The organism is Streptomyces silaceus (assembly GCF_001419745.1).
Taxonomy (GTDB): Bacteria; Actinomycetota; Actinomycetes; order Streptomycetales; family Streptomycetaceae; genus Streptomyces; species Streptomyces silaceus.
Genome location: NZ_LIRJ01000227.1, coordinates 1 through 23,491, shown reverse-complemented (window position 1 = coordinate 23,491; position 23,491 = coordinate 1). Strand labels below are relative to the sequence as shown.

The following is a 23,491-nucleotide window of genomic DNA, read 5'->3' as shown; positions in this document are numbered from 1 at the left end:
GAACGCGGTGCCCGGCAGCAGCGGGGCGAGCCACGGCGGCTGGCGGTAGTAGCGGAGCATCGGCAGATACGTCGCCGTCATCACCAGCCACGCGAGCCCGCCGGCCAGCGCCGCCGCGACGTCCCCCGTCACCAGCCCGGAGACGAGCGCCACCGGGGGAGCGAGGTACACCACCGCGAGTCCGGCGACCGTGCCGACGAGCAGCAGCGGATGGTGCCGCAGCTGCGCGTACGCGCTCCGCGAGACCATCCGCCACAGGTCGCCCAGGCGCGGATAGGGCCGCACGCTGTCGACGCGCTCGGCGAGACCGAGCCAGATGTGTCCTCCGGAGCGCTTCACCGCCCGTGCGAGCGCCACGTCGTCGATCACCGCGTGCCGGATGGCGTCGGGGATCCGCGCCCGCTCGGCGGCGTCCGCGCGCAGCAGCACGCAGCCGCCGGCCGCCGCGGCCGTCCGGCCGTTCTTCCGGGCGATCCAGCGGAAGGGGTAGAGCTGCGCGAAGAAGTAGACGAACGCCGGGACCACCAGGCGCTCCCACACGCTCTCCACCCGCAGCCGGGCCATCTGGGAGACGAGGTCGAAGCCCCCGGCGTCCGCGGCGGCCACCAACTGCCGCAGGCTGTCCGGTTCATGGGCGATGTCCGCGTCGGTCAGGAGCAGGAACTCGGGCCCACGCGCGCGTGCCAGGCCGATGCCGTGCCGGACGGCCCAGAGCTTGCCCGTCCACCCCGCCGGCGGCTCGCCGGGAGAGCCGACCGTCAGCGGCAGGCCGCCGTGCTCCTCGGCCAGCGCGCGGGCCAGCTCGCCCGTCCCGTCCGAGCTGCCGTCGTCGACAAGGAAGATCTCGGCCCGCCCCGGATAGTCCTGCGCCAGCAGCGAGGGAAGGCTGTGCGGCAGCACCTCCGCCTCGTCGCGCGCGGGGACGACGACGCCGACCGACGGCCATGCCGCGGGGTCCCGGCGCGGTGGCAGGCGCACGTCCGTACGCCAGAAGAAGCCCTGCCCCGACAGAAGCCACAGCCACGCGGCAAGCGATCCGGTGGCGATCCACGCTACGGCGCTCATCCGCCGAAGTCTGCCCCACGGCGGAGGGCCCGTGGGAGCCATCGACTATGGTGACCGGGTGAAGATCGCGCTCATGGACTCCGGTATCGGACTGCTCGCCGCGGCGGCCGCGGTGCGTCGCCTGCGGCCCGACGCCGATCTCGTGCTCTCCTCCGACCCGGACGGCATGCCGTGGGGGCCGCGTACCCCGCAGGACCTCACCGAGCGCGCCGTCGCCGTCGCCGAGGCCGCCGCCGCCCACCGTCCCGACGCGCTGATCGTGGCCTGCAACACCGCGTCCGTGCACGCGCTGCCCGCGCTGCGGGCCCGTCTGGAGCCCGGCATCCCGGTCATCGGGACCGTGCCCGCCATCAAGCCGGCCGCCGCGGGCGGCGGCCCCGTGGCGATCTGGGCGACCCCGGCCACCACCGGCAGCCCCTACCAGCGGGCCCTCATCGAGGAGTTCGCGAGCGGCGTCGCCGTCACCGAGGTGCCCTGCCCGGGGCTCGCCGACGCCGTGCAGTACGCGGACGAGAAGGCCATCGACGAGACGATCGCCGCCGCCGCGGCCCTCACGCCGACCGATGTAAGGGCCGTCGTCCTGGGCTGCACCCATTACGAGCTGGTCGCCGAGCGTATTCGCGCCGCCCTCCAGCAGCCGGATCTGCCGCCCCTCGTCTTCCACGGCTCGGCCGGCGCGGTCGCGGCCCAGGCGCTGCGCAGGACCGGCACGCACCCCGGCGCGGACGGCGCGGCCGTCCACCCCGGTCTCACCGTGCTGCTGAGCGGGCGCGAGGAGGAGCTGCCGCGCGCGGCCCTCACGTACGCGGAGGGGCGCATGCTCGCGGCGGTCAGCCCGGCTCTCTGAGCCACCGGCTCCCTCGTCCCGCACTCCTCCTCCGCGGGGCCTTCGCGGGCCGCCGTGACCCGGACAGGTGGTGACTCTCCGCTACGCGGTGCCCTCGCAGCGGAATCTGAGTAGTCTCGATGACATGAGGGACCAAGCCCCCGAGGAGCGGGCCGCGACCGACGGCCCGCCCGACGTCTGGACCGGCCGCGCGACCAACCGCGTGCAGTGGCTGCTGGCGTGCGCCGGTGCCGCCTGCATGGCGCTCGGCATCGAGCTCGCGGTGGACTCCATGTGGACCTCGGGCGTCGCGGCGCTGGCCATGTCCGTCGTGGGGTGCATCGCCGTCGGGCTCCTGATGCTCTTCGGGACGCTCGCCTTCGTCCATGTGGCCGTGAAGGTCGACAAGGACTCCCTGGAGGTGCGCTGCGGCCATCTGGGCCTGCCGCGCCGTCACATCCCGCTCTCCCATGTCGTCGACGCGGACTTCGCGCCCGCCGTCACTCCCCGTCAGTGGGGCGGCTGGGGATACCGCTGGCGGCCCGAGAAGGGCACCGCCGTCGTGGTCCGGCGCGGCGAGGGCCTGGTGCTGCGCCTGGGCGACGGCCACGACTTCACGGTGACGGTGGACGACGCCGAGTCGGCGGTCCGTGCGATCCGGCACCGGCTGGGCCTGCGGGGCAACACGGCCTGACGCACGGGAGCTGAGCTGCCGGATCGCGGATCCCCCTTGATCACCTGATCACCCGGAGCGCACCTGCCCCACCGTCGAGCGTCCTCGGTTTCACCGTCGAGCGTGCCCGGTTTCACCGTCGCGTGTCCCCGGCTTCACCGTCGAGCACGATCGACCTCACCCCCGATGCCGTACTCCACCCTCCGGTGGCTCGTCGCCGAGCGGGCGTGCCGTCGCGATGCCCGCCAGCAGACCCACCCCCGTCGTCACCGTCGTCATGCTGAGCGCGTTGCCCACCACCGCGATGGCCGTCAGGACCGTCAGGGCCGCGCCCGCCGACAGGACGACCTGAGTGGAGCGCGGCGAACGCCAGAGCGCGAACAGCAGCCAGCAGAACACCGCGGCCAGCAGCGCCGCCCCCACCAGACCCTGCTCCGAGATCTGCTGCAGCGGCGCCGAATGGGGCTTGCCGTCGGACAGGACGTCGGTGGCGACCATCGGGCTGGTCTCCGCGAACCGCCCCGGACCCACGCCCAGCACGGGCTCCTGCCCGGCGAGGCCCAGCGCGTCCCGCCACAGCAGCATGCGCTGCCGGCCCAGCTGGCCCTCCAGGGGCGCCGTCAGCCCGTCCGGCAGGGCGTCGTCGGCGATCGCCAGGGAGACCCCGGTCATCAGCAGCGCCGCGGTCGCGAGCCCCGCGATGCCCAGCGTCCTGCCACGCATCCGGGCCACCGCGAGCGAGCAGAGCAGGACCAGGGCGCACCCCGCGAAACCCACCACCGAGCCGAGCGCCGCCGCGGTGCCGGCGATCCCCGCGGCGAGCAGCCGCAGCACGAGGCGGGCCGCCGGGGTCCGGGCCGCCCACGCCGCGCAGCAGGCCGCGCCCGTCGCCAGGATCAGCAGCGCCGCCGTGGCACCGGTGTGGCCGAGGGGAGAGGTGGGGCCGAGCGCGAGACGCGGTGCCGCGAGGGCGAGGCCCAGGCCCGCGAGGGCGCCCGCGCACGGGGCGGCGACCGGGAGCAGCGCGCCGCAGATCCGCCCGCCCGCGTATCCGGCGGCCAGGGCGAGGACCGCGAGCAGCACGCCCTCGGGGTGCCCGCCGTGCACCGCTGCGGTGATCAGTGCCCAGACGGCGCATGCGCCCAGGAGTGCGCCGCCGGTCGCGTCGGACGCGCTGCGTCGCTCGTGCGCCCCTGCCGGACCGGCCGTCGCGGCCGTACCCGTTGACCCCACCCGTCGCCCCCCGATACGTGACGGGCCCCCGACGGCGCGAGCCGGATCACCGTGGCGCGAACCGGGCGCACGTCAGGGACTCGGCCACACGCTAACGGCTGGCACCGCGCTGCGGGAGCCGTTGTGCAGGAACGATACGGCGCAGGCCCCCGCGCCGGGCCCCGAGCGCCCGGCCGACCACGCTGTCGGTGGCCTGAAGAGGCGCCGTACACTCCCCGAGTGACCGCCACCACCACTCCCGTGGACGAGCCGGAACAGCTCGATCCGCAGCCCGCGCAGGCCTCCCGGGCCGTGCGCGTCCTGCGCCGGCTCGTGCCCGCCGCCGCGGCGGCCCTCTTCGGAGTGCTGCTCTACGTCAGCTTCCCGCCCCGCACCCTGTGGTGGCTCGCGCTGCCCGCCTTCGCGGGTCTCGCCTGGTGCCTGCACGGCCGCACCTGGAAGGCCGGGCTCGGCCTCGGCTACCTCTTCGGCCTCGGTTTCCTGCTGCCGCTCCTCGTGTGGACCGGCGTCGAGGTCGGCCCCGGGCCGTGGCTGGCGCTGGCCGCCGTCGAGGCGCTCTTCGTCGCGCTGGTCGGCGCGGGCACGGCGCTCGTCTCGCGGCTGCCCGGATACCCGCTGTGGGCGGCGGCCCTGTGGATCGCGGGAGAGGCGGCACGCGCGCGCGTGCCGTTCAACGGATTCCCCTGGGGCAAGGTCGCCTTCGGCCAGGCGGACGGCGTCTTCCTGCCGCTCGCCGCGCTCGGCGGCACCCCGGTGCTCGGGTTCGCGGTCGTGCTGTGCGGCTTCGGGCTCTACGAGATCGTCCGGCGGATCCGCGCCGCGCGGGAGACCGGGGCCGTGCGCCGCGGCGCCGCGGCCGTCGCGGTGCTGGCCACCGTGGTGCCCCTGGTCGGCGCGTTCGCGGCGCGCCCGCTCGTCAGCGACGAGGCGGAGGACGGCACCACCACGGTCGCCGCGATCCAGGGCAACGTCCCGCGCGCGGGCCTCGGCTTCAACGCCCAGCGCCGCGCCGTCCTCGACCACCACGTGCGCGAGACCGAGCGTCTGGCCGCCGAGGTGAAGGCCGGCAAGGTCGAGCAGCCCGACCTCGTCCTGTGGCCGGAGAACTCCTCCGACATCGACCCGTTCACCAACCCCGACGCCCGCGAGGAGATCGAGGACGCCGTCAAGGCCATCGGGGTGCCCCTCTCGGTCGGCGGCGTCGTCGAGAGCAAGGACGGCAAGCTCTACAACGAGCAGATCCTGTGGGACCCGAAGAAGGGCCCCACGGACACCTACGACAAGCGGCAGATCCAGCCGTTCGGCGAGTACATCCCGCTGCGGGGCTTCATCGGGATGCTCAGCAGCGACATCGAGAAGGTGCGCCAGGACTTCAGCCGCGGCAGCGAGCCCGGCGTCTTCACCATGGCGGGCACCAAGGTCGGCATCGCGACCTGCTACGAGGCCGCCTTCGACTGGGCGGTGCGCGACACCGTCACCAACGGCGCGCAGATCATCTCGGTGCCCAGCAACAACGCCACCTTCGACCGCAGCGAGATGACCTACCAGCAGCTCGCGATGTCCCGGATCCGCGCCGTCGAGCACAGCCGGGCCGTCGCCGTCCCGGTCACCAGCGGGGTCAGCGCCGTGATCATGCCGGACGGCGACGTCGTCGCGAAGACCACGTGGTTCACCGCCGACTCGCTCGTCGAGGAGGTCCCGCTGCGCTCGTCGCGGACGCCCGCCACCCGCCTCGGCGTCCTGCCCGAGGGCATCCTCGTCCTGATCGCCGCCGGCGGACTCGGCTGGGCCGTGACGTCGGCCGCGCGTACCCGGCGGACGGCCGGGAAGTGACACCCCACCCGGGCGGGGAGCAACACCCCACCGGGACAAGGGCCATGACCCGGCACCGTTAGGGTCGGGACATGGCAACTCCTGATTTCATCCGCGCGATCCGGGCCGACGCCGGCCAGCAGCTGCTCTGGCTCCCGGGAGTCACCGCCGTCGTCCTCGACGACGAGAACAGAGTGCTGCTCGGGCGCCGCTCCGACAACGGGAGGTGGTCGGTGATCGGGGGCATCCCGGACCCGGGGGAGCAGCCCGCCGAGTGCGCGGTGCGCGAGGTGTACGAGGAGACGGCGGTCCGCTGCGTCGTCGAGCGCGTGGTCCTGGTGCAGGCGCTGGAACCGGTCACGTACCCCAACGGTGATACGTGCCAGTACATGGACATCACCCTGCGCTGCCGTGCCGTCGGCGGCGAGGCGCGCGTCAACGACGACGAGTCGCTCGAGGTCGCCTGGTTCGCCGTGGACGCGCTGCCCGACCTGCACGAGTTCTCCAGGTCCCGGATCAAGCAGGCGCTCGCCGACGGACCCACGTGGTTCGAGCGGCCCGAGGCCGCCGGATGACCGCACGGGTCTACGCGCGGACACTGCGCGGGCTCGCCTGTGTCCTGATGGCCTGGCAGGTCTGGCTGGTGTGGCACACCAGCACTTATGACGCGTCGACGGTGCGGTGGTCCTGCTACGGGGACGACGGCTGCGGCACCGATCAGTTCGCGGGCGTGGCGCCGTTCGTCGGCATCGCCTCCGCGGTGCTGCTCGGCTTCCTGTGCGCGCGGTACCTGCAGCGGGCGACGGTCGGCGCGGTGGTCGCGCTCAGCGCCCTGGCCGCCGCCGTCGGCTGGTACGACGCCGTCGACGCGGGCCGCGTCGGCCTGCGCACCGTCACCGATTTCCATGTCGTCCTGCCGGTCGGGAACCTGTCCGTGGCGGACTGGCTGACCGTCCTGTGGGCCGTGGCGGGCGCCGGGTTCCTCGCCACGTGCTGGGGCGCCGTGGTGAGCGTCCGCCGCACCGCCGTGCTGCGCCGGATCTCCGGGCGGTACGCCACCGCCGAGGCGACGCTGGAGGGATGGCGGGCCGTCGGCCGCTCCCGCGGCGAAGTCGTCGTCACCTTCCAGGACACGACGGGCGTACGCCGTCAGGTGCCCGCCGTCGTCGAGCGCTTCGCCCTCGGCCGACCCGTCCTCGCCGTCTACGACACGGCCCGCCCCGGCGACCCCGACCGGACCAGGGTCGCCGTACCCCGGAAGAGGCTGCTGCGCCTGTCATGACCACCACGCCACGTTCCCCGCGCCGTTTCCCGCGCGGATTCCTCACGCCCCCCGTCCTCCTGGGCGCGGTGGTCGTGGCCGCCGCGCTCGCCACGCTGGTCCAGGGCATCCTCGGCGGCACCACGTGGGCCCTGCTCGTCGGCCTCACCGGTACCGCCGTCGCCCTCGCCCTCCTGGGCGACCTGGCCGACACGGGCCACGGCTCCGGCACGGCGTCCGGCCTGCGGTCCGGCGGGCCGCGCGCCTACGCGCCCGCCGTCGTCCACTCGGTGCGCGCCGTCCACACGAAGAGCGGGGCCGCCGTCGCGGACGGACGGGCACAGGACAGCGTCTTCGCCTTCGACCTCACCGTCGTGCCCGAGGACGCCCCCGCCTACCGCGTCGTGGTGCGCCACCCCCTGGACGTCCAAGGGGTGCTGCACAAGAACAGGGCCGTCGTCGAGTACGACCCGGAACAGCCCTGGCGGGTCGTCGTGCCGAACGATCCGCCGCGTGTCTGGCTCGCCCGCGCCCAGCAGCTCGACGACACGGCGGCGCTCACCGCGCAGGGGCCCGCGCGCGGGCTGCCGCCCGGCGCCCCCGTGCTCGTGACGGGCGTCGTGCTGGCGGCGCTCGCGACGGTCCTGATGCGCCTGGCGGGCTGAGCCCCGCGCCCCGCCCGCTCTCCGTTAGCCTGAGGGCACGATGAACCGTTTGAGCACGTCATGGGGTGCGTACGACCTCACCCGCTTCCCGGAGGACCCCCGCGATCAGCTGCGCGCCTGGTCGGCGGCCGACGCCTATCTGCTGCGGCACCTGGCGGGGGAGGAAGAGGCGGCGGCCGTCGACCTGTCCGGCACCGTGGCCGTCGTCGGCGACCGGTGGGGCGCGCTGACCACCTCTCTCGCCGGGCACGCGCGCGTGCCGGTGCAGATCACCGACTCCTTCCTCGGACAGCAGGCGACGCGGGCCAATCTGGCGCGCGCGGGCCACGCGCCGGACGCGGCGCGGCTCCTGACGACCAGGGACACTCCGCCGGAGCGCGTCGACGTCCTCCTGGTCCGCGTACCCAAGAGCCTCGCGCTCCTGGAGGACCAGCTCCACCGGATCGCGCCCGCCCTGCACGAGGGCACGGTCGTCGTCGGCACCGGCATGGTCACCGAGATCCACACCTCCACGCTGGAGCTCTTCGAGCGGATCATCGGCCCGACCAGGACCTCGCTGGCCCGCCAGAAGGCACGTCTGATCCTCTGCACCCCGGATCCGGCACGCGCGCCCGGACCGAGCCCCTGGCCCGGCGGCTACGCCCTGCCCGCCGACTCCGGAGCCGGCGCGGGCCTGACCGTCGTCAACCACGCCGGCATCTTCTGCGCCGACCGCCTCGACATCGGCACCCGCTTCTTCCTCAAGCACCTGCCGCGGGCCCGCGCCGGCGCCCACGTCGTCGACCTGGGCTGCGGCAACGGCGTGCTCGGCACCGCCGCCTCCGTCGCCGACCCCGACGCCACGGTCACCTTCATCGACGAGTCGTTCCAGGCCGTCGCCTCCGCCGAGGCCACCTTCCGCGCCAACGCCGCCGACGGCGCCAAGGCGCACTTCGTGGCCGGCGACGCCCTGGCGGCCGTGCCGCCGTCGACGGTGGACCTCGTCCTGAACAACCCGCCCTTCCACAGCCACCAGGCCACCACCGGCGCGACCGCGTGGCGGATGTTCTCCGGTGCCCGCGCGGCCCTGCGCCCCGGCGGCGAGCTGTGGGTCGTCGGCAACCGCCACCTCGGCTACCACGTGAAGCTCCGCAAGCTCTTCGGCAACTCCCAAGTCGTCGCGAGCGACCCGAAGTTCGTGGTGCTGCGGGCGGTGAAGGGCGGCCGCTGAGCCACCTGCGCGCAGGGCGGTCCGATGGCCGCGCTCCGCGGCTACGGTGGAGCGGACGGGCACGCCGCGGCCGGCGTCCCCGGGCGGAGGTTCTGCATGAGTGGGGACGGGACCGGCGGCGAGGGGCAACTGCCCAAACTGCGCCTCGACGAGCTGCTTGACGAGCTCCAGGCACGGATCGGAGCGGTCCGCGGTACGAGGGACCGGCTGCACGGGCTGCTCGAAGCGGTGCTCTCCGTGGGCCGCGAACTGGACCTCCCGCAGGTCCTGCGGCGCATCGTCGAGGCCGCCGTGGTGCTCGTCGACGCCGAGTACGGCGCGCTCGGGGTGATCGGGCAGGGGCAGCGGCTCGACGAGTTCCTGCCGGTCGGCATCAGTGACGAACTCCGGGCGCGAATCGGCGATCTGCCCTCCGGGCACGGTCTGCTGGGCGAGCTGATCCGGCACCCGGAGCCGCTGCGCCTGGCCGATCTGTCCGGTCACCCGGCGTCGTCGGGGTTCCCCGCCCATCACCCTCCGATGCACTCCTTCCTCGGGGTGCCGATCAGGGTGCGCGACGAGGTCTTCGGGAACCTCTACATGACGGAGAAGCGGGGCGGGGGAGAGTTCGACTCCGAGGACGAGTCGGTCCTTTCGACCCTCGCCGTCGCGGCCGGGGTGGCCATCGAGAACGCCCGCCTCTTCGAGGAGGTGCGGCTGCGCGAACGCTGGCTGGAGGCGGGCGCCGAGGTCACCAGCGGCCTGCTGTCCGGGGTGCCCGAATCGCAGGTCCTCGACGTGATGGTGGCGCGGGCCCGCGAGATCACCTCCGCCGACCTCGGCGTCGTCGACCTGCTCGTCGAGGGCGGCAAGGAGCTGCGCGGGGCGCTGGCCCAGGGGCAGGGCGCCGAGAGCCACCGGGGCGTCGTGCTGCCCAGGGAGGGCACGTTCGTGGGGGCGGCGCTCCGTGCCGGCCGGCTCGTGGCCACGGCGGACGTGCGCAAGGACCCGCGGGTGACGTACGTGCCCGAGCGGTGGGACGGCCTCGGGCCGGCCGTCGCCGTGCCCATGGGCACCAGGGGCGGGCTGCGCGGCGTGCTGCTCCTGGCGCGCTGCGAGGGCCGGGTGCCGTTCAGCGTGGCGGAGACGGCGCCGCTGCCCGGCTTCGCGGCGCAGGCGGCCGTCGCCCTCGAACTCGCCGACCGGCGGCGGGACGCCGAGCAGATGTCCGTCCTGGAGGACCGCGACCGTATCGCCCGCGACCTGCACGACCTGGCGATCCAGCGGCTGTTCGCGACGGGCATGACGCTGCAGAGCGCCCAGCGGTTCGTCACGCACCCGCAGGCGGCCGAGCGGCTCGGCCGGGCCGTCGACGACCTCGACAGCACCATCAAGATCATCCGGTCGACCATCTTCGGCCTGCGCGCCCACGAGTCGACCCCCGCCGGGCCCGGGCTGCGGGTGCGGGCGGTGCGGGCCGTGGAGGACGCGGTGCCGGTGCTCGGTTTCACGCCCGCCCTGCGCATGGAGGGGCTGATCGACGTCGACGTGCCGGGTACCGTCGCGGACGACGTGGTGGCCGTCCTCGTCGAGGGCCTGGCGAACGTGGGGCGGCACGCGCGGGCGGCGGCGGTGGAGGTCGCCCTGGTCGTGCGCAAGGGCCGGCTGACGGTGTCCGTGACGGACGACGGGATCGGCATCGGCTCGGGGCGGCGCAGCGGACTGCGGAACCTCGCGGAGCGCGCCGAGAACCTGGGCGGTGAACTCGTCGTCCGCGCACGGGAGGAGGGCGGCACGCTCCTGGAGTGGAAGGTGCCGCTTTCCTGACGTCGGAAGCCCGGAGACGGGACGGCCCGCCAGGACCCCTTCCCGGTGCGGGAGTGTCGGGAAGGGGTCCTCTCCCTTGGCGGCGCGGAACGAGGGGAACGGCGCCCGCCACTCAGTGGGGTTCCTTGCCCGGCGGGGTGAACTGCGCGGCCATCACCGCGGCCTGGATCCGGCGTTCCACCCCGAGCTTGGCGAGCAGCCGGGAAATGGCGTTCTTGACGGTCTTCTCGGAGAGGTACAGCTGCCGGCCGATCTGCCGGTTGGTGCAGCCCTCGCCGATGAGGGCGAGGATCTCGTGCTCGCGCGCGGACAGCGCGGCCAGGCGCCGGTCCCCGATGTCTCCGTCGCTCGCCTCGGGCCCGCGCAGTGTGGCCATCAGCCGGGCCGTCGTCGCCGGATCGAGCATCGACCGCCCGGCGGCGACCGTACGGACGGCCGAGACCAGGTCGGACCCCTTGATCTGCTTCAGCACATAGCCCGCCGCGCCCGCCATGATCGCGTCGAGCAGGGCGTCGTCGTCATCGAACGACGTCAGCATCAGACAGGCCACCTCCGGCACCCGCGAGCGCAGTTCACGGCAGACCGTGATGCCGTCGCCGTCCGGGAGCCGTACGTCGAGGACGGCCACGTCAGGGCGGAGCGCGGGGCCGCGGATCAGCGCCTCCTCGCCGGTCGCGGCCTCCCCGGCCACCTCGATGTCGGGCTCGGCGTCCAGCAGGTCGCGCAGGCCGCGGCGGACGACCTCGTGGTCGTCGAGGAGGAAGACCCGGATGGGGCCGTCGGCCGGCGGTTCGTGCTGGTCCTGCATGACGGCTCCCTGACGGTGGGCTGCGGAGGGACGAGCGGGTCGTACGAGGACGGGCGGCGGCTCGGGGCAGGCGGCGACTCGGCGCGGGCGATGCGGTCAGGAAGACTCCCCTCCGGTGCTCCTGGCGGACACCGCCCCCGCACGGGCCTCCTCCAGTCGGCCGTCCGGTCGTGGTGACCGCGTGTGCCACCTACAGGATCGGCCGAACCGTGCCCGTGGGGCAGGGGCCAAGTGGCCCTCCCCAAGGGCCTGTTCGGCACTCCCGAACCTACGCCCGTGATGGCAGCGTCGACAGGGGGCGGCCGGAACCGGCCGCGATCGGGCCGAGCGTGACCGGAGTGCGGAAGGAGACCAGGAAGTGGAACTCCCCCTGATCGTGGGTGTCGACGGCTCGGCGGCGAGCCTGCGGGCCCTGGACTGGGCCGTCGACGAAGCCGTGCGCAGAGGAGCGCCGCTGCGGGTCGTGTACGCGTCGAGCTGGGAGTGGTACGAGGGTCACGAGCCGTCCTTCGGCGTCGACGACGGCTCCGTGCGGGCCGCGGCGGAACGCGGCGCCGCCGAGGCCGTGGCCCGTGCCCGCGAGCGTACGCACGCCGTCGAGGTGACCGGCGAGGCCCTGCCCGAGGACCCCGCCGCCGCGCTCGTCCGGGAGAGCGACGCCGCCTGCGCGGTCGTCGTCGGCAGCCGGGGCAGGGGCCGGCTCGCCGGACTGCTGCTCGGCTCGGTGAGCCTGTCGGTGGCGGCGCATGCCCGGTCGCCGGTCGTCGTCGTCCGCGACACCGACGGGCATCCCGCCACGGACCCGGTGAAGGAAGTCACCGTCGGCGTGGGGGAGCCCGGGGAGTCCGCCGCCGCGGTGGCCTTCGCCTGCGCGGCGGCCGAGCGGAGCGGGGCGGCCCTGCGCGCCGTGCGCACCTGGCGCTGCCCGGCCCACGAGACCCCCGGCCGCCCACGGCCCGCCGCACCGCCCGACCCGCACCAGCGACTGGCCCAGGAGGCACTCGACGAGGCGCTGCGCGAACCGCTCCGGTCCCACCGCAGCCTCGTGGTGCGCCGCGAGGTCCTGGAGGGGGACGCCCGCACCGCGCTGCTCGACGCGTCCCGCACCTCCGGGCTGCTCGTCGTCGGGGCCCGCCGCAGGAAGGGCCACCTGGGCATGCAGCTCGGTCCCGTCAGCCACGCGCTGCTGCACCACGCGGCCTGCCCGGTGGCGGTCGTCCCGCACGGCTGACACCGGCAGTCCCCTTTTCTCCGAGAACCGCACGCCTGACCGCACGACCGACCGTACGACTGACGCACGCCCGCCCCACGACTGACCCGCCGCGCCCGTGGAACCCGCGCGGCACCCTGTCGTACGCCCCGCCCCTTGCGAGGAGACGGAGGAGACCTCCATGGCACCCCTGGCGAAGGATCACCTTGCGGCACTCGACGCCCACTGGCGCGCCGCCAACTATCTGGCCGTCGGCCAGATCTACCTGATGGACAACCCGCTGCTGACCGAGCCCCTGCGGCCCGAGCACATCAAGCCGCGCCTCCTCGGCCACTGGGGCACCTCGCCCGGCCTCAACCTGGTCCACACCCACCTCGACCGCGTCGTCAAGGAACGCGGACAGGAGGCGCTCTGCGTGTGGGGCCCGGGACACGGCGGTCCCGCCGTGCTCGCCAACTCCTGGCTGGAGGGCTCGTACAGCGAGGTCTACCCCGACGTCACCCGGGACGCGGAGGGCATGGCGAAGCTCTTCCGGCAGTTCTCGTTCCCGGGTGGGGTACCCAGCCACGTCGCCCCCGAGACGCCGGGCTCGATCCACGAGGGCGGCGAACTCGGCTACTCCCTCGCGCACGCCTACGGCGCCGCCTTCGACCGTCCGGACCTCCTGGTGGCCTGCGTGGTCGGTGACGGAGAGGCCGAGACCGGGCCCCTGGCCGGCTCCTGGCACGCCAACAAGTTCCTCGACCCCGTGCACGACGGAGCGGTCCTGCCGATCCTCCACCTCAACGGCTACAAGATCGCCAACCCGACCGTGCTCGCCCGGCTGCCCCAGGACGAACTCGACGCCCTGCTCACGGGGTTCGGACACGAACCGCTGTACGTCAGCGGCGACGAACCGCGCAAGGTCCACCAGGCGATGGCCCGCGCGCTCGACCACGCCCTCGACCGCATAGCCGCCATCCGGCAGGCCGCCCGGCGCGGCGGCACGCGCGGCCGCCCCCGGTGGCCCGCGATCGTGCTGCGCACGCCCAAGGGGTGGACCGGGCCCGCGGTCGTGGACGGTCTGCCGGTCGAGGGCACCTGGCGCTCGCACCAGGTGCCGCTCGCCGGGGTGCGCGACAACCCGGACCACTTGGCGCAGTTGGAGGACTGGCTGCGTTCCTACCGTCCCCACGAGCTCTTCGACGTGCACGGCCGCCCCACCGCGCAGGTCCTGTCCTGCGTCCCCGAGGGCGCGCACCGGCTGGGCGCGAGTCCCTACGCCAACGGCGGACTGCTCACGCGTCCGCTGCCCGTGCCGCCGCTGGAGCGGTACGCCGTCCCCGTCGACAAGCCGGGCACGAGCCTGCACGAGCCGACCAGGGTCGCGGGCGGGCTGCTCGCCCAGGTCATGGCCGACACCGCGCGCCGGCGCGACTTCCGCGTCGTGGGCCCGGACGAGACCGAGTCGAACCGGCTCGCCGCGCTCTACGACGCCACCGGGAAGGCCTGGCAGGAGCGGACCCTCGACACGGACGAGCACCTTTCCTCCGACGGACGCGTCATGGAGGTCCTGTCCGAACACCTCTGCCAGGGCTGGCTGGAGGGCTACACCCTCACCGGCAGGCACGGCCTGTTCTCCTGCTACGAGGCGTTCGTCCACATCGTCGACTCGATGGTCAACCAGCACATCAAGTGGCTGCGGACCGCGCGCGCCCTGCCCTGGCGCGCGCCCGTGCCGTCCCTCAACTACCTGCTGACCTCGCACGTGTGGCGCCAGGACCACAACGGCTTCTCGCACCAGGACCCCGGTTTCGTCGACCACGTGCTCAACAAGAGCCCCGACGTCGTACGCGTCTATCTGCCGCCGGACGCCAACACCCTGCTGTCCGTGACCGAGCACGTCCTGCACAGCCGTGACTACGTCAACGTCGTCGTCGCGGGCAAGCAGCCCTGCTTCGACTGGCTCGGCCTGGACGAGGCCCGCGCCCACTGCGCGCGCGGCGCGGGCGTGTGGGAGTGGGCCGGGACGGACGACGGCACGCGCGACCCCGACGTGGTCCTGGCGTGCGCGGGCGACGTGCCCACCCAGGAAGTCCTCGCCGCGTCGGGCCTGTTGCGCGACCATCTGCCCGAGCTCTCCGTCCGCGTGGTCAATGTCGTGGACATCGCCCGGCTGATGCCCCGCGAGGAACACCCGCACGGCATGGCCGACTTCGAATACGACGCGCTGTTCACCCGCGACCGGCCGGTGATCTTCGGCTATCACGGCTATCCGTGGCTGATCCACCGCCTCGCCTACCGCCGCGCCGGTCACGCGCATCTCCATGTGCGCGGCTACAAGGAGGCGGGCACGACGACCACACCGTTCGACATGGTCGTCCGCAACGACCTGGACCGGTACCGGCTCGTCATGGACGTCATCGACCGCGTTCCGGGGCTCGCCGTGCGCGCCACGGCCGTCCGGCAGGCGATGGCCGACGCCCGGACCCGCCACCACGCCTGGATCCGCGAACACGGCACGGACCTCCCCGAGGTCGCCGCGTGGGCGTGGCCGTACTGAGGCCGTTGTCGTACCTCTGTGGCACGGTGTGAGGACAGGGATCACGCGCTGTGCGTGACGACGGACGGTGTGGCAGGGGGCTCGATGCGTACGGGGGACGGGCGGAGGACGGCGTGCGCCGCCGTGGGACTGGTGCTCGCGGCGGCGCTGACCGCGACGGGCTGCGGAGGGAGCGGCGGCGACGCCCAGGCGAAGGACGGGCAGCGCCCTTCGCCGTCACCGACCGGGGCCCCGGGCGGCACACCCGGCCCCTCCCCGTCCGGCACGCCCACCCCTGCTCCCACCGGCGACGTCGCCCCCTGCACGACCGCCGTCACGCGGGCGACGGTCGGTGAGGATCCGGAAGGAGACCTCATGCTGACCGTCACCAACACGGGCACGGCGCCCTGCGTCGCCCTCGGGGCGCCCCGGCTGCGGTTCGGGAGCGCGCGGACGGTCACCACCGCGGTGGCCGGGACGAAGCCGGACGCGCCGGTGACGCTCGCTCCCGGCGGGTCTGCCTACGCGGGCATCCTCACCGCCTGGGAGCCCGACGACTTCGTCACCGTGCGGCGCGTCTCCCTGTCCTTCGCCGCCGACGCCCGCGGACGCGTCACGGCAGGGCCCTGGGCGACCGTCGCACTGCCCCGCGACACGGAGTACGAGGAGACGGACGCCGAGGTCACCTACTGGCAGGGGAGCCGTGAGGACGCGCATGCCGACGGCTGACGAACTCTTCCCCCGCTCCCGCTCCGCCCTGGGGCCGGGGGCCGCGCACCTGCCGGACTGGCTCCCTCCCGAGGAGCAGCGGCAGCTCCTGGAGGCGTGCCGCGCGTGGGCCAGGCCGCCCGCCGGGCTGCGCCTGGTCAGGACACCGGGCGGAGGCGCCATGACGGCCCGCCAGTTCGGCCTCGGCTGGCACTGGTATCCGTACGGATACGCGCGCAGCGCGGTCGACGGCGACGGCGCTCCCGTGAAGCCGATGCCGTCGTGGCTCGCCGACCTGGGGCGCACGGCGGCGCGGGCGGCGGGGCACGAGGTCGAGGACGCGTACGACATCGCGCTCGTCAACTTCTACGACGCCGACGCGCGCATGGGCATGCACCGCGACAGCGACGAGAAGTCCGACGCCCCCGTGGTGTCGCTGAGCCTCGGCGACACGTGCGTCTTCCGCTTCGGCACCACGGAGTCGCGCGCGAAGCCGTACACGGACATCGAGCTCCGCAGCGGCGACCTGGTGGTGTTCGGCGGCCCGTCGCGCCTGGCGTACCACGGCGTGCCGCGCGTCCTGCCCGGCACCGCGCCGCCCGGCCTGGGACTGACCGGGCGGCTGAACATCACGCTGCGGGTCAGCGGGCTGACCGACGGCGGATGAGGGTGCCGGACAGCGCGCCGCAGAGCGGAACCCGCCCAGAACTGCCCAGAGCTGTTCAGAACTGCTCAGAACAGGGTGTCGGCGAGACGGTCGATCTGGTCGGCGTCCGAGGACCAGCAGTAGAGCATGACCTCGTCGGCGCCGATGCCGAGGAAGCCGTGGACCGCCTCGCGGATCGCCTCAGGGGTGCTGAGCAGACCGTCCGCCATGTGGTCGGCGCGGCCGGTGAACGCGTAGTAGGCGAGGAGGTTGCGCCGGGCCTGCTCGACGGTGGCCGCCGGGCCGAGGGCGACGTTCACCTGGGCGACCAGACGCGGCCGGCCGGGGCGGTCGTGCTTCTCCCAGGCCGCCTCGACGCCACGGAACAGACCGTCCATGGACCGAGGCGGCAGCGCGGCACCGAGGAAGCCGTCGCCGAAGCGGGCGACCCGGTCGAGCGCCGCGGGGGCGAAGCCGCCGAACAGCACCTCCGGGCCGCCCGGCGTCGCGGGCGCGGGACCGATGGGGCCGACGCCTTCGCCGTACGCCTCGCCGCGCCAGGTCCGGCGCAGCAGGTCCATCTGCTCGTCGAGGCGGCGGCCCCGGCGGCGGATGTCGATGCCCGCGGCCAGGCAGTCGTCCTCGCGGCCGCCGACGCCGATGCCGAGCGTGAACCGGCCACCCGACATGCGGTCGAGCGTCGCGGCCTGCTTGGCGAGCAGCGCCGTGCCGTGGACGGGCGCGATCAGCACCTCGGTCTGGAGGCGGATGCGGGAGGTGGCGCCGGCCAGCGCCGCGAGGGTGACGAGCGGCTCGGGGTTGTCGAAGACGAGCCGGTCGAGCAGGCCGAGTGCGGTGAAGGGGCCGGCGTCGGCGCGCCGGGCCCAGGTCAGCAGCAGTGCGGGGTCGTCGATGGGGAGACCGAGACCGATCTTCATGAGAATTCCTCCGGAGGGCATACCGAATACAGGTGCCGCCCCTCCGTGGCTCCGCGCTGCTGTGCGTGGGCTCGCTCCCGTTCTGCGGCGGTGTTTCCAGAGAGCGTGATCTTCAGAGTGCGCCGAGCATAACGCAGTGGTCCGGGCCCGCTCCACGACTTTTCGGTACGCGGAGGTCCGCCGCGCACCTCTCAGGACGCGTCGTGGAAGACCAGTCCCAGTGACCTGCGCAGCCCGGACCGCACGGTGCTCACTCCGTGGCGCACCGGACCCGCCGACCAGCCGCGGGCCGAGCGGACCGGACGGTCGCGGGTGGTGAAGACCAGGCCGTGGCCCTGTTCCAGGACCCTCGACGTGCCGCGCGACTGCGCCCGCGGGCGCTGTTCGACGAGGAGGAACTCACCGCCCGTGTAGTCGGTGCCCGGCTCGTCGAGGCCGATGACGACCTGCAGCGGGAAGACCATGTCCCCGAACAGGTCGCGGTGCAGGGCGTTCCAGTCGCCCTCCTCGTAGCGCAGCAGGATCTGCGCCGACCGGGTCTGGCCCGCCGCGTGGCACTGGTCGAGCCACTCCTCCAGGGAGTCGGGCCACGGCGCGGGGCGGCCCAGGCGGGCCGCCCAGTCGCGGGCGACGGTCAGCAGGTGCGGGTAGAGCGCCGCCCGCAGCCGCGCGACGGGCTCCGGGAGGTCGTGCGTGAAGTAGCGGTACCGGCCGGAGCCGAAGCGGTGCCGTGCCATGTCGACCGTGGAGCGGAACAGCGTGGGGTCGTCGTAGAGGTCCGCGACGGCGCGGCACTGGTCCGGGTCGAGGAGCGGGGGCGTGAGCGCGCAGCCGTGCGCGTCCAGCTCGGCGGCCAGCGCCGGCCAGTCGGCCGCGTCGACCGCCGCGGCCGGGGTCCGCGTGGGGGTGGTCATACCGCCTCCAGGTCGAGGAGCCGCTGCTTGCGCTCCAGGCCGCCCGCGTACCCGGTCAGGGAGCCGTCGGCGCCGATCACGCGGTGGCAGGGGCGCACGACGAGCAGCGGATTGCGGCCGATGGCGGTGCCCAGGGCGCGGACCGCGGCGCGCGAGAGGCCGAGCCCCTCGGCGAGCCGTCCGTACGTGGTCGTCGTGCCGTAGGGGACGGAGTCCAGGGCGTCCCAGACCTTGCGCTGGAACTCGGTGCCCGCCCCGGTCGCGTACTCGATGTCGAAGTGGGTCAGGCTCCCGGCGAAGTACGCCCGCAGCTGCGCGGTGATCGCGTCGAAGGCATCGTCGTCGCGGACCCAGCCGTCCTGGACGACGGCGCCGCCCTTCTGGCCCGGCATGGACAGCGAGGCCAGCGCGGTGCCGCCCTTGGCGGTGGCCGACGCCTCGCCCACCAGCAGCAGCTCGCCCAGCGGGCTGTCGGTCGTCGTGTAGACGGTCATCGGACTCTCCTCGGTGGTGCGTGGTTCCCCGGGCCCGGTGCCGGGCCCGGTCGTCGGCTCGATGAGGTCAAGTCTGCGTCGCGCGCGCGAGCGGGGCTGGCGGGATTCGGACATCGCCCTTCCGTCGCCGAAGGGGCGGGCGAGCGGAGCCGGAGGTGCCGGGCCCCGCCGAAGAGACCCCGGTCACGCCTTATGCAACTAGTTGCACAAGGGTTCGCGCCTGGTCTACAACTGTCCTGTGGACATCGCGTACGGAGGGGCCGCATGAGCCGATACCCGAACCTGCTCAACCCGCTCGACCTGGGCTTCACCACCCTGCCCAACCGGGTCCTGATGGGTTCCATGCACGTGGGCCTCGAAGAGGCCCCGAACGGCTTCGAGCGGATGGCGGAGTTCTACGCGACCCGCGCGCGCGGCGGCGTCGGCCTCATCGTCACCGGCGGCATCGCCCCGAACGAGGTCGGCCGCCCCTGGGACGGTGGCGCCAAGCTGACCACGGAGGCGGAGGCCGAGAAGCACGCCGGGGTGACCGAGGCCGTGCACGCCGAGGGCGGCCGGATCGCGATGCAGATCCTGCACTTCGGGCGGTACGCCTACCACGACAAGCTGGTCGCCCCGAGCCCGCTGCAGGCTCCGATCAGCCCCTTCGTGCCGCGCGAGCTCACCGACGACGAGGTCGAGCAGACCATCGAGGACTTCGTCCGCGCCGCCGAGCTGGCCAAGCTCGCCGGCTACGACGGCGTCGAGGTCATGGGCTCCGAGGGCTACCTCATCAACGAGTTCATCGCGGCCCCCACCAACCAGCGCACTGACCGCTGGGGCGGCGCCTACGAGAACCGCGTCCGCTTCCCCGTCGAGATCGTCCGCCGGACCCGCGAGCGCGTCGGCGCGGACTTCATCATCATCTACCGCCTGTCCATGCTGGACCTCGTCCCCGGCGGCTCCACCCTCGACGAGGTCGTCCACCTCGCCAAGGAGATCGAGGCCGCGGGCGCCACCATCATCAACACCGGCATCGGCTGGCACGAGGCGCGCATCCCCACCATCGCGACGTCGGTGCCGCGCGGCGCGTACACCTTCGTCACCAAGAAGGTCATGGGCGAGGTCTCCGTCCCGCTCGTCACCACCAACCGCATCAACACCCCCGAGATCGCCGAGCAGTTGCTCGCCGACGGCGCCGCCGACATGGTGTCGCTGGCTCGCCCGCTGCTCGCCGACCCCGACTTCGTCGCCAAGGCGCGGGCGGAGCGGTCCGAGGCGATCAACACCTGCATCGGCTGCAACCAGGCCTGCCTGGACCACACCTTCAACCTGCAGATCACCTCCTGCCTGGTGAACCCGCGCGCCTGCCACGAGACCGAGCTGGTCCTCTCGCCGACCCGCGCCAAGAAGCGCCTCGCCGTCGTCGGCGCCGGTCCCGCCGGGCTCGCCTTCGCCGTCTCCGCGGCCGAGCGCGGCCACGACGTCACGCTCTTCGACGCCGCCTCCGAGATCGGCGGACAGCTCAACGTCGCCCGCAAGGTCCCGGGCAAGGAGGAGTTCGACGAGACGCTGCGCTACTACCGCACCCAGCTCGGACTGCGCGGTGTCGACGTCCGCCTGAACACCGTCGTCACGGCCGAGCAGCTCAAGGAGGCGGCGTACGACGAGGTGGTCCTCGCCACCGGCGTCACGCCCCGCACCCCCGAGATCCCCGGCATCGACCACCCCAGCGTCGTCGGCTACCTCGACGTGCTGCGCGACGACGCGCCCGTGGGGGAGCGGGTCGCCATCATCGGCGCCGGCGGCATCGGCTTCGACGTCGCCGAGTTCCTCACCGACGGCGGCGAGAAGGCGAGCCTGGACCCGGCGACGTACTTCCGCCAGTGGGGCGTCGACATGGACTACCGCGAGCGCGGCGGCCTGACCGCGCCCGAGCGCCCGGTCCCGCCGCGCACGGTCCACCTCCTGCAGCGCAAGACGTCCAAGGTCGGCCAGAACCTCGGCAAGACGACGGGCTGGATCCACCGCACCGAACTGCGCCACCGCGGCGTCGCCATGGTGGCGGGCGTCCAGTACGACCTGATCGACGACGCGGGCCTGCACATCACCGTCGACGGCGAGTCCTCCGTCATCCCGGTCGACACGGTCGTCGTCTGCTCCGGCCAGGAACCGCGCCGCGGCCTGTACGAGGAGCTCACCGCGGCCGGTGTCGAGGCGCACCTGATCGGCGGCGCCGACGTCGCCGCCGAGCTGGACGCCAAGCGCGCCATCAAGCAGGGCACGGAGCTGGCCGCCGCGCTGTGAACGGGCGGCCCGGGGCCACCGCGCCCCGGGCCGGCTGTCCTTAGGATGGCCCGCATGTCACTCCCGCACGCCATCCTCACCGCCCTCCTGGAGAAGCCCTCGTCGGGCCTGGAGCTGACACGCAGGTTCGACAAGTCGATCGGCTACTTCTGGTCGGCCACGCACCAGCAGATCTACCGCGAGCTGGGCAGGCTGGAGCGCGAGGGGGCGATCCGCGCACTGCCCCCGCAGGGGGCGACGCGCGGACAGAAGAAGGAGTACGAGGTCCTGCCGACGGGCCGCGCCGAACTGGCCCGCTGGACGGCCGCGAGCCAGGACCCCAAGCCGCTGCGCGACACCCTCCTGCTGCGTCTGCGCGCCGCCGCGGTCGTCGGCACGGAGGGCATCCAGGAGGACCTGCACCGCCATCTGGAGCTGCACCGGGGCCAGTTGGCGGAGTACGAGGAGATCGAGCGGCGGGACTTCCCGCCCGGGAAGGACGCCGTCGAGGACCGGTTGCGGCACGTGGTGCTGCGCGCGGGCATCGACCTGGAGACCTTCTGGACGCAGTGGCTCACGCGGGCGATCGAGGAGATCGAGGAGATCGGCGGGACCGCTGAGAGCCGGGAGCTCGACGCGCCGCTGTGACCGGGCGTCGTGACCGGGCGTCGCGACCGGCCCGTACGGCGAGCCCGCACAACACGATCGCCGGTGCCGTGGGGCTGCCCAGGAGGATGACCTGGGCAGCCCGTCCCCTCACCTGTGACGAGGGTCAGCAGGCGTCGACGTACCAGACAGGACCCCAGTTGCCGGCGGCGTCCTTGGAGGGCGCTCCCGGGGTGGTGTAGATGAGCTGCTTGCTCTTGTTGTACATCTTGGCCTTGGTGCCGGCGGACTGGTTGTTGTACCAGGAGCCGCCGCTGTTCAGGCCGTCCGGGATCTCCTGCATGTAACAGTCCTTGAACTTGAACGCCAGGCGCTTGAAGTTGGCGTCCTTGTAGCCGCAGAAGTAGTACTTGGGGCAGTCGGACGGCGCGGCGGCCACCCGGGATCCGCTCTCGTTCTGGGCGGAGGCCTGGGTGGCGCCGACGGCTGTCGTCAGCGCGATGAAGGCGCCTGCCGCCACCGCGGCACGGCGCAGTCTGGTGCGGGTGAACGAAGCACGGGACATGAGATCACTTCACCTTTCCGGTCATCGGCACGACCGCGTGGACGCGGTGTGTGCCGTGACGCTATGACCGGGGCCGTGCCACCGTCGTCCCGCACCGGGTTGACAAACGTGTACACCCCACGAGGTAGCCGGCCGGTTGTACAACGAGCGGGGTATTCGATGTCAGCCGATGCCGATGTGACTGTTGAAGCGCTCGTTCGGCACCGGCAGACAGCTGAACCGTCGTCCAGGAGCTCAGCCGAGGGTGGCCGCCAGGGGATCCCAGTCCTCGGGCAGCGGCTCCGGCGGCACGGGCTGTGTCGCCGGCGAGGTGAACTCGGCGCGTTCCGCTGCCCGCGTGATCGCCGTCATGGTCTGCAGGACGTGCAGGGCGAGCGCGCCGGAGGCCCGGTGGGCGGTGCCGCCGCGCAGGGCGCGCGCCATGTCGACCACGCCGAGGCCGCGCCCGTCCGTCCGCCCCCGCACGGGCAGTTCGCGCCACTCCTCGGAGCCGTTGGGAAGGAGCCGCAGCGGACCGCCGAAAGTGTTCGGGTCGGGCACCGCGAGCGTGCCCTCGGTACCCGTGACCTCGAAGCGGATGCGGGGCAGCGCCGAGTCGAAGCTGAACGTCGAGGCCGCCCGCACCCCGGACGCGAACTCGACGAGCGCCGACACGTGCGTGGGCACGTCGACGGGGAAGACCTGCCCCGCCTTCGGGCCCGACCCGACGGTCCGCTCCCGGCGCGCGCGTGCCGCCGTCGCGGCCACCCGCGACACACCGCCGAACAGGGCGACGAGCGAGGTCAGATAGTAGGGGCCGAGGTCGAAGAGCGGTCCCGCGCCCGGCTGGTAGAAGAACGCCGGATCGGGGTGCCAGCCCTCCGGGCCCAGGCTCTGCGTCACGGTCGTCGCCGCCACGGGCACGCCGATGTGCCCGGCGGCCACGGCCCGCAGCGCCGACTGCAGTCCCGCGCCGAGGAACGTGTCCGGGGCGTTGCCCACGAGCAGCCCCCGCTCGGCCGCCTCGGCGAGCAGTTTCTCCGCCTCGGCGGGCGCGAGCGTGATCGGCTTCTCGCCGTAGACGTGCTTGCCGGCGCGGAGCGCGGCCGTCGCCACCTGCGCGTGCGCGGCGGGCACGGTGAGGTTGACGACGAGTTCGACCTCGGGCAGGGCGAGCACCGTCGCCACGCTCCCCGACACCGGTATGCCGTGGGCGCGGGCCACGTCGGCCGCCCGCTCCTCGTCGAGATCGGCGACGGCCACCACCCGGACGTCCGGGAACCGGG

22 protein-coding genes are annotated in these 23,491 nt (G+C 73.7%); 14 read left to right on the top strand and 8 right to left on the bottom strand.

Annotation, left to right across the window (positions count from 1 at the left end; translation table 11 throughout):
* On the bottom strand, positions 1-1,065 hold a 1,065-nt coding region (locus tag AOK22_RS21755), incomplete at its 3' end, for a glycosyltransferase (protein ID WP_055700378.1).
* Between the two features lie 58 nt (positions 1,066-1,123).
* Between AOK22_RS21755 and AOK22_RS21750 the strand changes: the two genes are divergently transcribed.
* On the top strand, positions 1,124-1,912 hold the full coding sequence (locus AOK22_RS21750; RefSeq protein ID WP_063795305.1) for a glutamate racemase: 789 nt from the start codon (positions 1,124-1,126) through the stop codon (positions 1,910-1,912).
* A 124-nt stretch (positions 1,913-2,036) separates the two neighbouring features.
* Positions 2,037-2,585 (top strand): hypothetical protein, encoded by a 549-nt coding sequence (locus AOK22_RS21745; protein WP_055700377.1) that lies wholly within the window; start codon positions 2,037-2,039, stop codon positions 2,583-2,585.
* Positions 2,586-2,741: 156 nt separating this feature from the next.
* On the opposite strand, the gene AOK22_RS21740 is transcribed toward AOK22_RS21745, so the two are convergent.
* On the bottom strand, positions 2,742-3,797 hold the full coding sequence (locus AOK22_RS21740; RefSeq protein ID WP_079036734.1) for an O-antigen ligase family protein: 1,056 nt from the start codon (positions 3,795-3,797) through the stop codon (positions 2,742-2,744).
* Between the two features lie 219 nt (positions 3,798-4,016).
* Between AOK22_RS21740 and lnt the strand changes: the two genes are divergently transcribed.
* The 6 genes from lnt to AOK22_RS21710 all read left to right on the top strand — a co-directional run bounded on the left by lnt (position 4,017) and on the right by AOK22_RS21710 (position 10,551).
* On the top strand, positions 4,017-5,630 hold the full coding sequence (gene lnt, locus AOK22_RS21735) for an apolipoprotein N-acyltransferase (protein WP_055700375.1): 1,614 nt from the start codon (positions 4,017-4,019) through the stop codon (positions 5,628-5,630).
* Between the two features lie 71 nt (positions 5,631-5,701).
* On the top strand, positions 5,702-6,184 hold the full coding sequence (locus AOK22_RS21730) for an NUDIX hydrolase (RefSeq protein WP_055700374.1): 483 nt from the start codon (positions 5,702-5,704) through the stop codon (positions 6,182-6,184).
* Positions 6,181-6,891, top strand: a complete 711-nt coding sequence (locus tag AOK22_RS21725; protein ID WP_055700373.1) for a hypothetical protein — start codon at positions 6,181-6,183, stop codon at positions 6,889-6,891. Before AOK22_RS21730 ends, AOK22_RS21725 begins: the two co-directional genes overlap by 4 nt.
* Positions 6,888-7,535 (top strand): hypothetical protein, encoded by a 648-nt coding sequence (locus AOK22_RS21720; RefSeq protein ID WP_055700372.1) that lies wholly within the window; start codon positions 6,888-6,890, stop codon positions 7,533-7,535. The genes AOK22_RS21725 and AOK22_RS21720 overlap by 4 nt, the downstream gene beginning before the upstream one ends.
* 40 nt (positions 7,536-7,575) lie before the next feature.
* Complete coding sequence (locus tag AOK22_RS21715) at positions 7,576-8,745, top strand: methyltransferase (RefSeq protein WP_208606423.1); 1,170 nt, start codon at positions 7,576-7,578, stop codon at positions 8,743-8,745.
* Positions 8,746-8,841: 96 nt separating this feature from the next.
* Positions 8,842-10,551, top strand: coding sequence for a sensor histidine kinase (locus AOK22_RS21710; protein ID WP_055700379.1), 1,710 nt, complete (start codon positions 8,842-8,844; stop codon positions 10,549-10,551).
* 112 nt (positions 10,552-10,663) lie between these two features.
* Here AOK22_RS21710 and AOK22_RS21705 read toward each other — a convergent pair whose 3' ends face one another.
* Positions 10,664-11,359 carry a response regulator gene (locus AOK22_RS21705; RefSeq protein WP_055700371.1) on the bottom strand — a complete coding sequence of 232 codons (696 nt, stop codon included), beginning with the start codon at positions 11,357-11,359 and terminating at the stop codon, positions 10,664-10,666.
* Positions 11,360-11,717: 358 nt separating this feature from the next.
* Between AOK22_RS21705 and AOK22_RS21700 the strand changes: the two genes are divergently transcribed.
* From AOK22_RS21700 to AOK22_RS21685, 4 genes are all read left to right on the top strand, one after another.
* The gene (locus AOK22_RS21700; protein ID WP_055700370.1) at positions 11,718-12,590 is read left to right on the top strand and encodes a universal stress protein; all 873 of its coding nucleotides are present in this window, start codon (positions 11,718-11,720) and stop codon (positions 12,588-12,590) included.
* A 97-nt stretch (positions 12,591-12,687) separates the two neighbouring features.
* A complete protein-coding gene (locus AOK22_RS21695) occupies positions 12,688-15,111 on the top strand; it encodes a phosphoketolase family protein (RefSeq protein WP_269086370.1) in 2,424 nt (807 codons plus the stop codon).
* A 123-nt stretch (positions 15,112-15,234) separates the two neighbouring features.
* On the top strand, positions 15,235-15,819 hold the full coding sequence (locus AOK22_RS21690; protein WP_055700368.1) for a DUF4232 domain-containing protein: 585 nt from the start codon (positions 15,235-15,237) through the stop codon (positions 15,817-15,819).
* Positions 15,806-16,465 (top strand): alpha-ketoglutarate-dependent dioxygenase AlkB, encoded by a 660-nt coding sequence (locus AOK22_RS21685; protein WP_055700367.1) that lies wholly within the window; start codon positions 15,806-15,808, stop codon positions 16,463-16,465. Before AOK22_RS21690 ends, AOK22_RS21685 begins: the two co-directional genes overlap by 14 nt.
* Positions 16,466-16,530: 65 nt before the next feature.
* Here AOK22_RS21685 and AOK22_RS21680 read toward each other — a convergent pair whose 3' ends face one another.
* The 3 genes from AOK22_RS21680 to AOK22_RS21670 all read right to left on the bottom strand — a co-directional run bounded on the left by AOK22_RS21680 (position 16,531) and on the right by AOK22_RS21670 (position 18,790).
* Positions 16,531-17,382, bottom strand: a complete 852-nt coding sequence (locus AOK22_RS21680; RefSeq protein WP_055700366.1) for an LLM class flavin-dependent oxidoreductase — start codon at positions 17,380-17,382, stop codon at positions 16,531-16,533.
* Positions 17,383-17,573: 191 nt separating this feature from the next.
* Complete coding sequence (locus tag AOK22_RS21675) at positions 17,574-18,296, bottom strand: 2OG-Fe(II) oxygenase (protein ID WP_055700365.1); 723 nt, start codon at positions 18,294-18,296, stop codon at positions 17,574-17,576.
* Positions 18,293-18,790, bottom strand: coding sequence for a methylated-DNA--[protein]-cysteine S-methyltransferase (locus AOK22_RS21670; protein WP_055700364.1), 498 nt, complete (start codon positions 18,788-18,790; stop codon positions 18,293-18,295). The genes AOK22_RS21675 and AOK22_RS21670 overlap by 4 nt, the downstream gene beginning before the upstream one ends.
* 264 nt (positions 18,791-19,054) lie before the next feature.
* Between AOK22_RS21670 and AOK22_RS21665 the strand changes: the two genes are divergently transcribed.
* Positions 19,055-21,076, top strand: coding sequence for an NADPH-dependent 2,4-dienoyl-CoA reductase (locus AOK22_RS21665; protein WP_055700363.1), 2,022 nt, complete (start codon positions 19,055-19,057; stop codon positions 21,074-21,076).
* 54 nt (positions 21,077-21,130) lie between these two features.
* Positions 21,131-21,703 (top strand): PadR family transcriptional regulator, encoded by a 573-nt coding sequence (locus AOK22_RS21660; protein WP_055700362.1) that lies wholly within the window; start codon positions 21,131-21,133, stop codon positions 21,701-21,703.
* 124 nt (positions 21,704-21,827) lie between these two features.
* Here the strand turns inward: AOK22_RS21660 and AOK22_RS21655 are convergent, their stop codons facing one another.
* Complete coding sequence (locus AOK22_RS21655) at positions 21,828-22,226, bottom strand: hypothetical protein (protein WP_055700361.1); 399 nt, start codon at positions 22,224-22,226, stop codon at positions 21,828-21,830.
* Positions 22,227-22,460: 234 nt separating this feature from the next.
* Positions 22,461-23,491: Gfo/Idh/MocA family protein (locus AOK22_RS21650; protein WP_055700360.1), on the bottom strand; the 1,031-nt coding region annotated here is incomplete at its 5' end.

Bases quoted from the DNA above. Each gene is read 5' to 3' on its own strand.
- AOK22_RS21730 (WP_055700374.1), top strand. From the start codon at position 5,702: ATGGCAACTCCTGATTTCATCCGCGCGATCCGGGCCGACGCCGGCCAG.
- AOK22_RS21655 (WP_055700361.1), bottom strand. From the start codon at position 22,226: ATGTCCCGTGCTTCGTTCACCCGCACCAGACTGCGCCGTGCCGCGGTG.
- AOK22_RS21665 (WP_055700363.1), top strand. From the start codon at position 19,055: ATGAGCCGATACCCGAACCTGCTCAACCCGCTCGACCTGGGCTTCACC.
- AOK22_RS21725 (WP_055700373.1), top strand. From the start codon at position 6,181: ATGACCGCACGGGTCTACGCGCGGACACTGCGCGGGCTCGCCTGTGTC.
- AOK22_RS21675 (WP_055700365.1), bottom strand. From the start codon at position 18,296: ATGACCACCCCCACGCGGACCCCGGCCGCGGCGGTCGACGCGGCCGAC.
- AOK22_RS21720 (WP_055700372.1), top strand. From the start codon at position 6,888: ATGACCACCACGCCACGTTCCCCGCGCCGTTTCCCGCGCGGATTCCTC.
- AOK22_RS21670 (WP_055700364.1), bottom strand. From the start codon at position 18,790: ATGACCGTCTACACGACGACCGACAGCCCGCTGGGCGAGCTGCTGCTG.
- AOK22_RS21745 (WP_055700377.1), top strand. From the start codon at position 2,037: ATGAGGGACCAAGCCCCCGAGGAGCGGGCCGCGACCGACGGCCCGCCC.
- AOK22_RS21660 (WP_055700362.1), top strand. From the start codon at position 21,131: ATGTCACTCCCGCACGCCATCCTCACCGCCCTCCTGGAGAAGCCCTCG.
- AOK22_RS21715 (WP_208606423.1), top strand. From the start codon at position 7,576: ATGAACCGTTTGAGCACGTCATGGGGTGCGTACGACCTCACCCGCTTC.
- AOK22_RS21705 (WP_055700371.1), bottom strand. From the start codon at position 11,359: ATGCAGGACCAGCACGAACCGCCGGCCGACGGCCCCATCCGGGTCTTC.
- AOK22_RS21710 (WP_055700379.1), top strand. From the start codon at position 8,842: ATGAGTGGGGACGGGACCGGCGGCGAGGGGCAACTGCCCAAACTGCGC.
- AOK22_RS21685 (WP_055700367.1), top strand. From the start codon at position 15,806: ATGCCGACGGCTGACGAACTCTTCCCCCGCTCCCGCTCCGCCCTGGGG.
- AOK22_RS21680 (WP_055700366.1), bottom strand. From the start codon at position 17,382: ATGAAGATCGGTCTCGGTCTCCCCATCGACGACCCCGCACTGCTGCTG.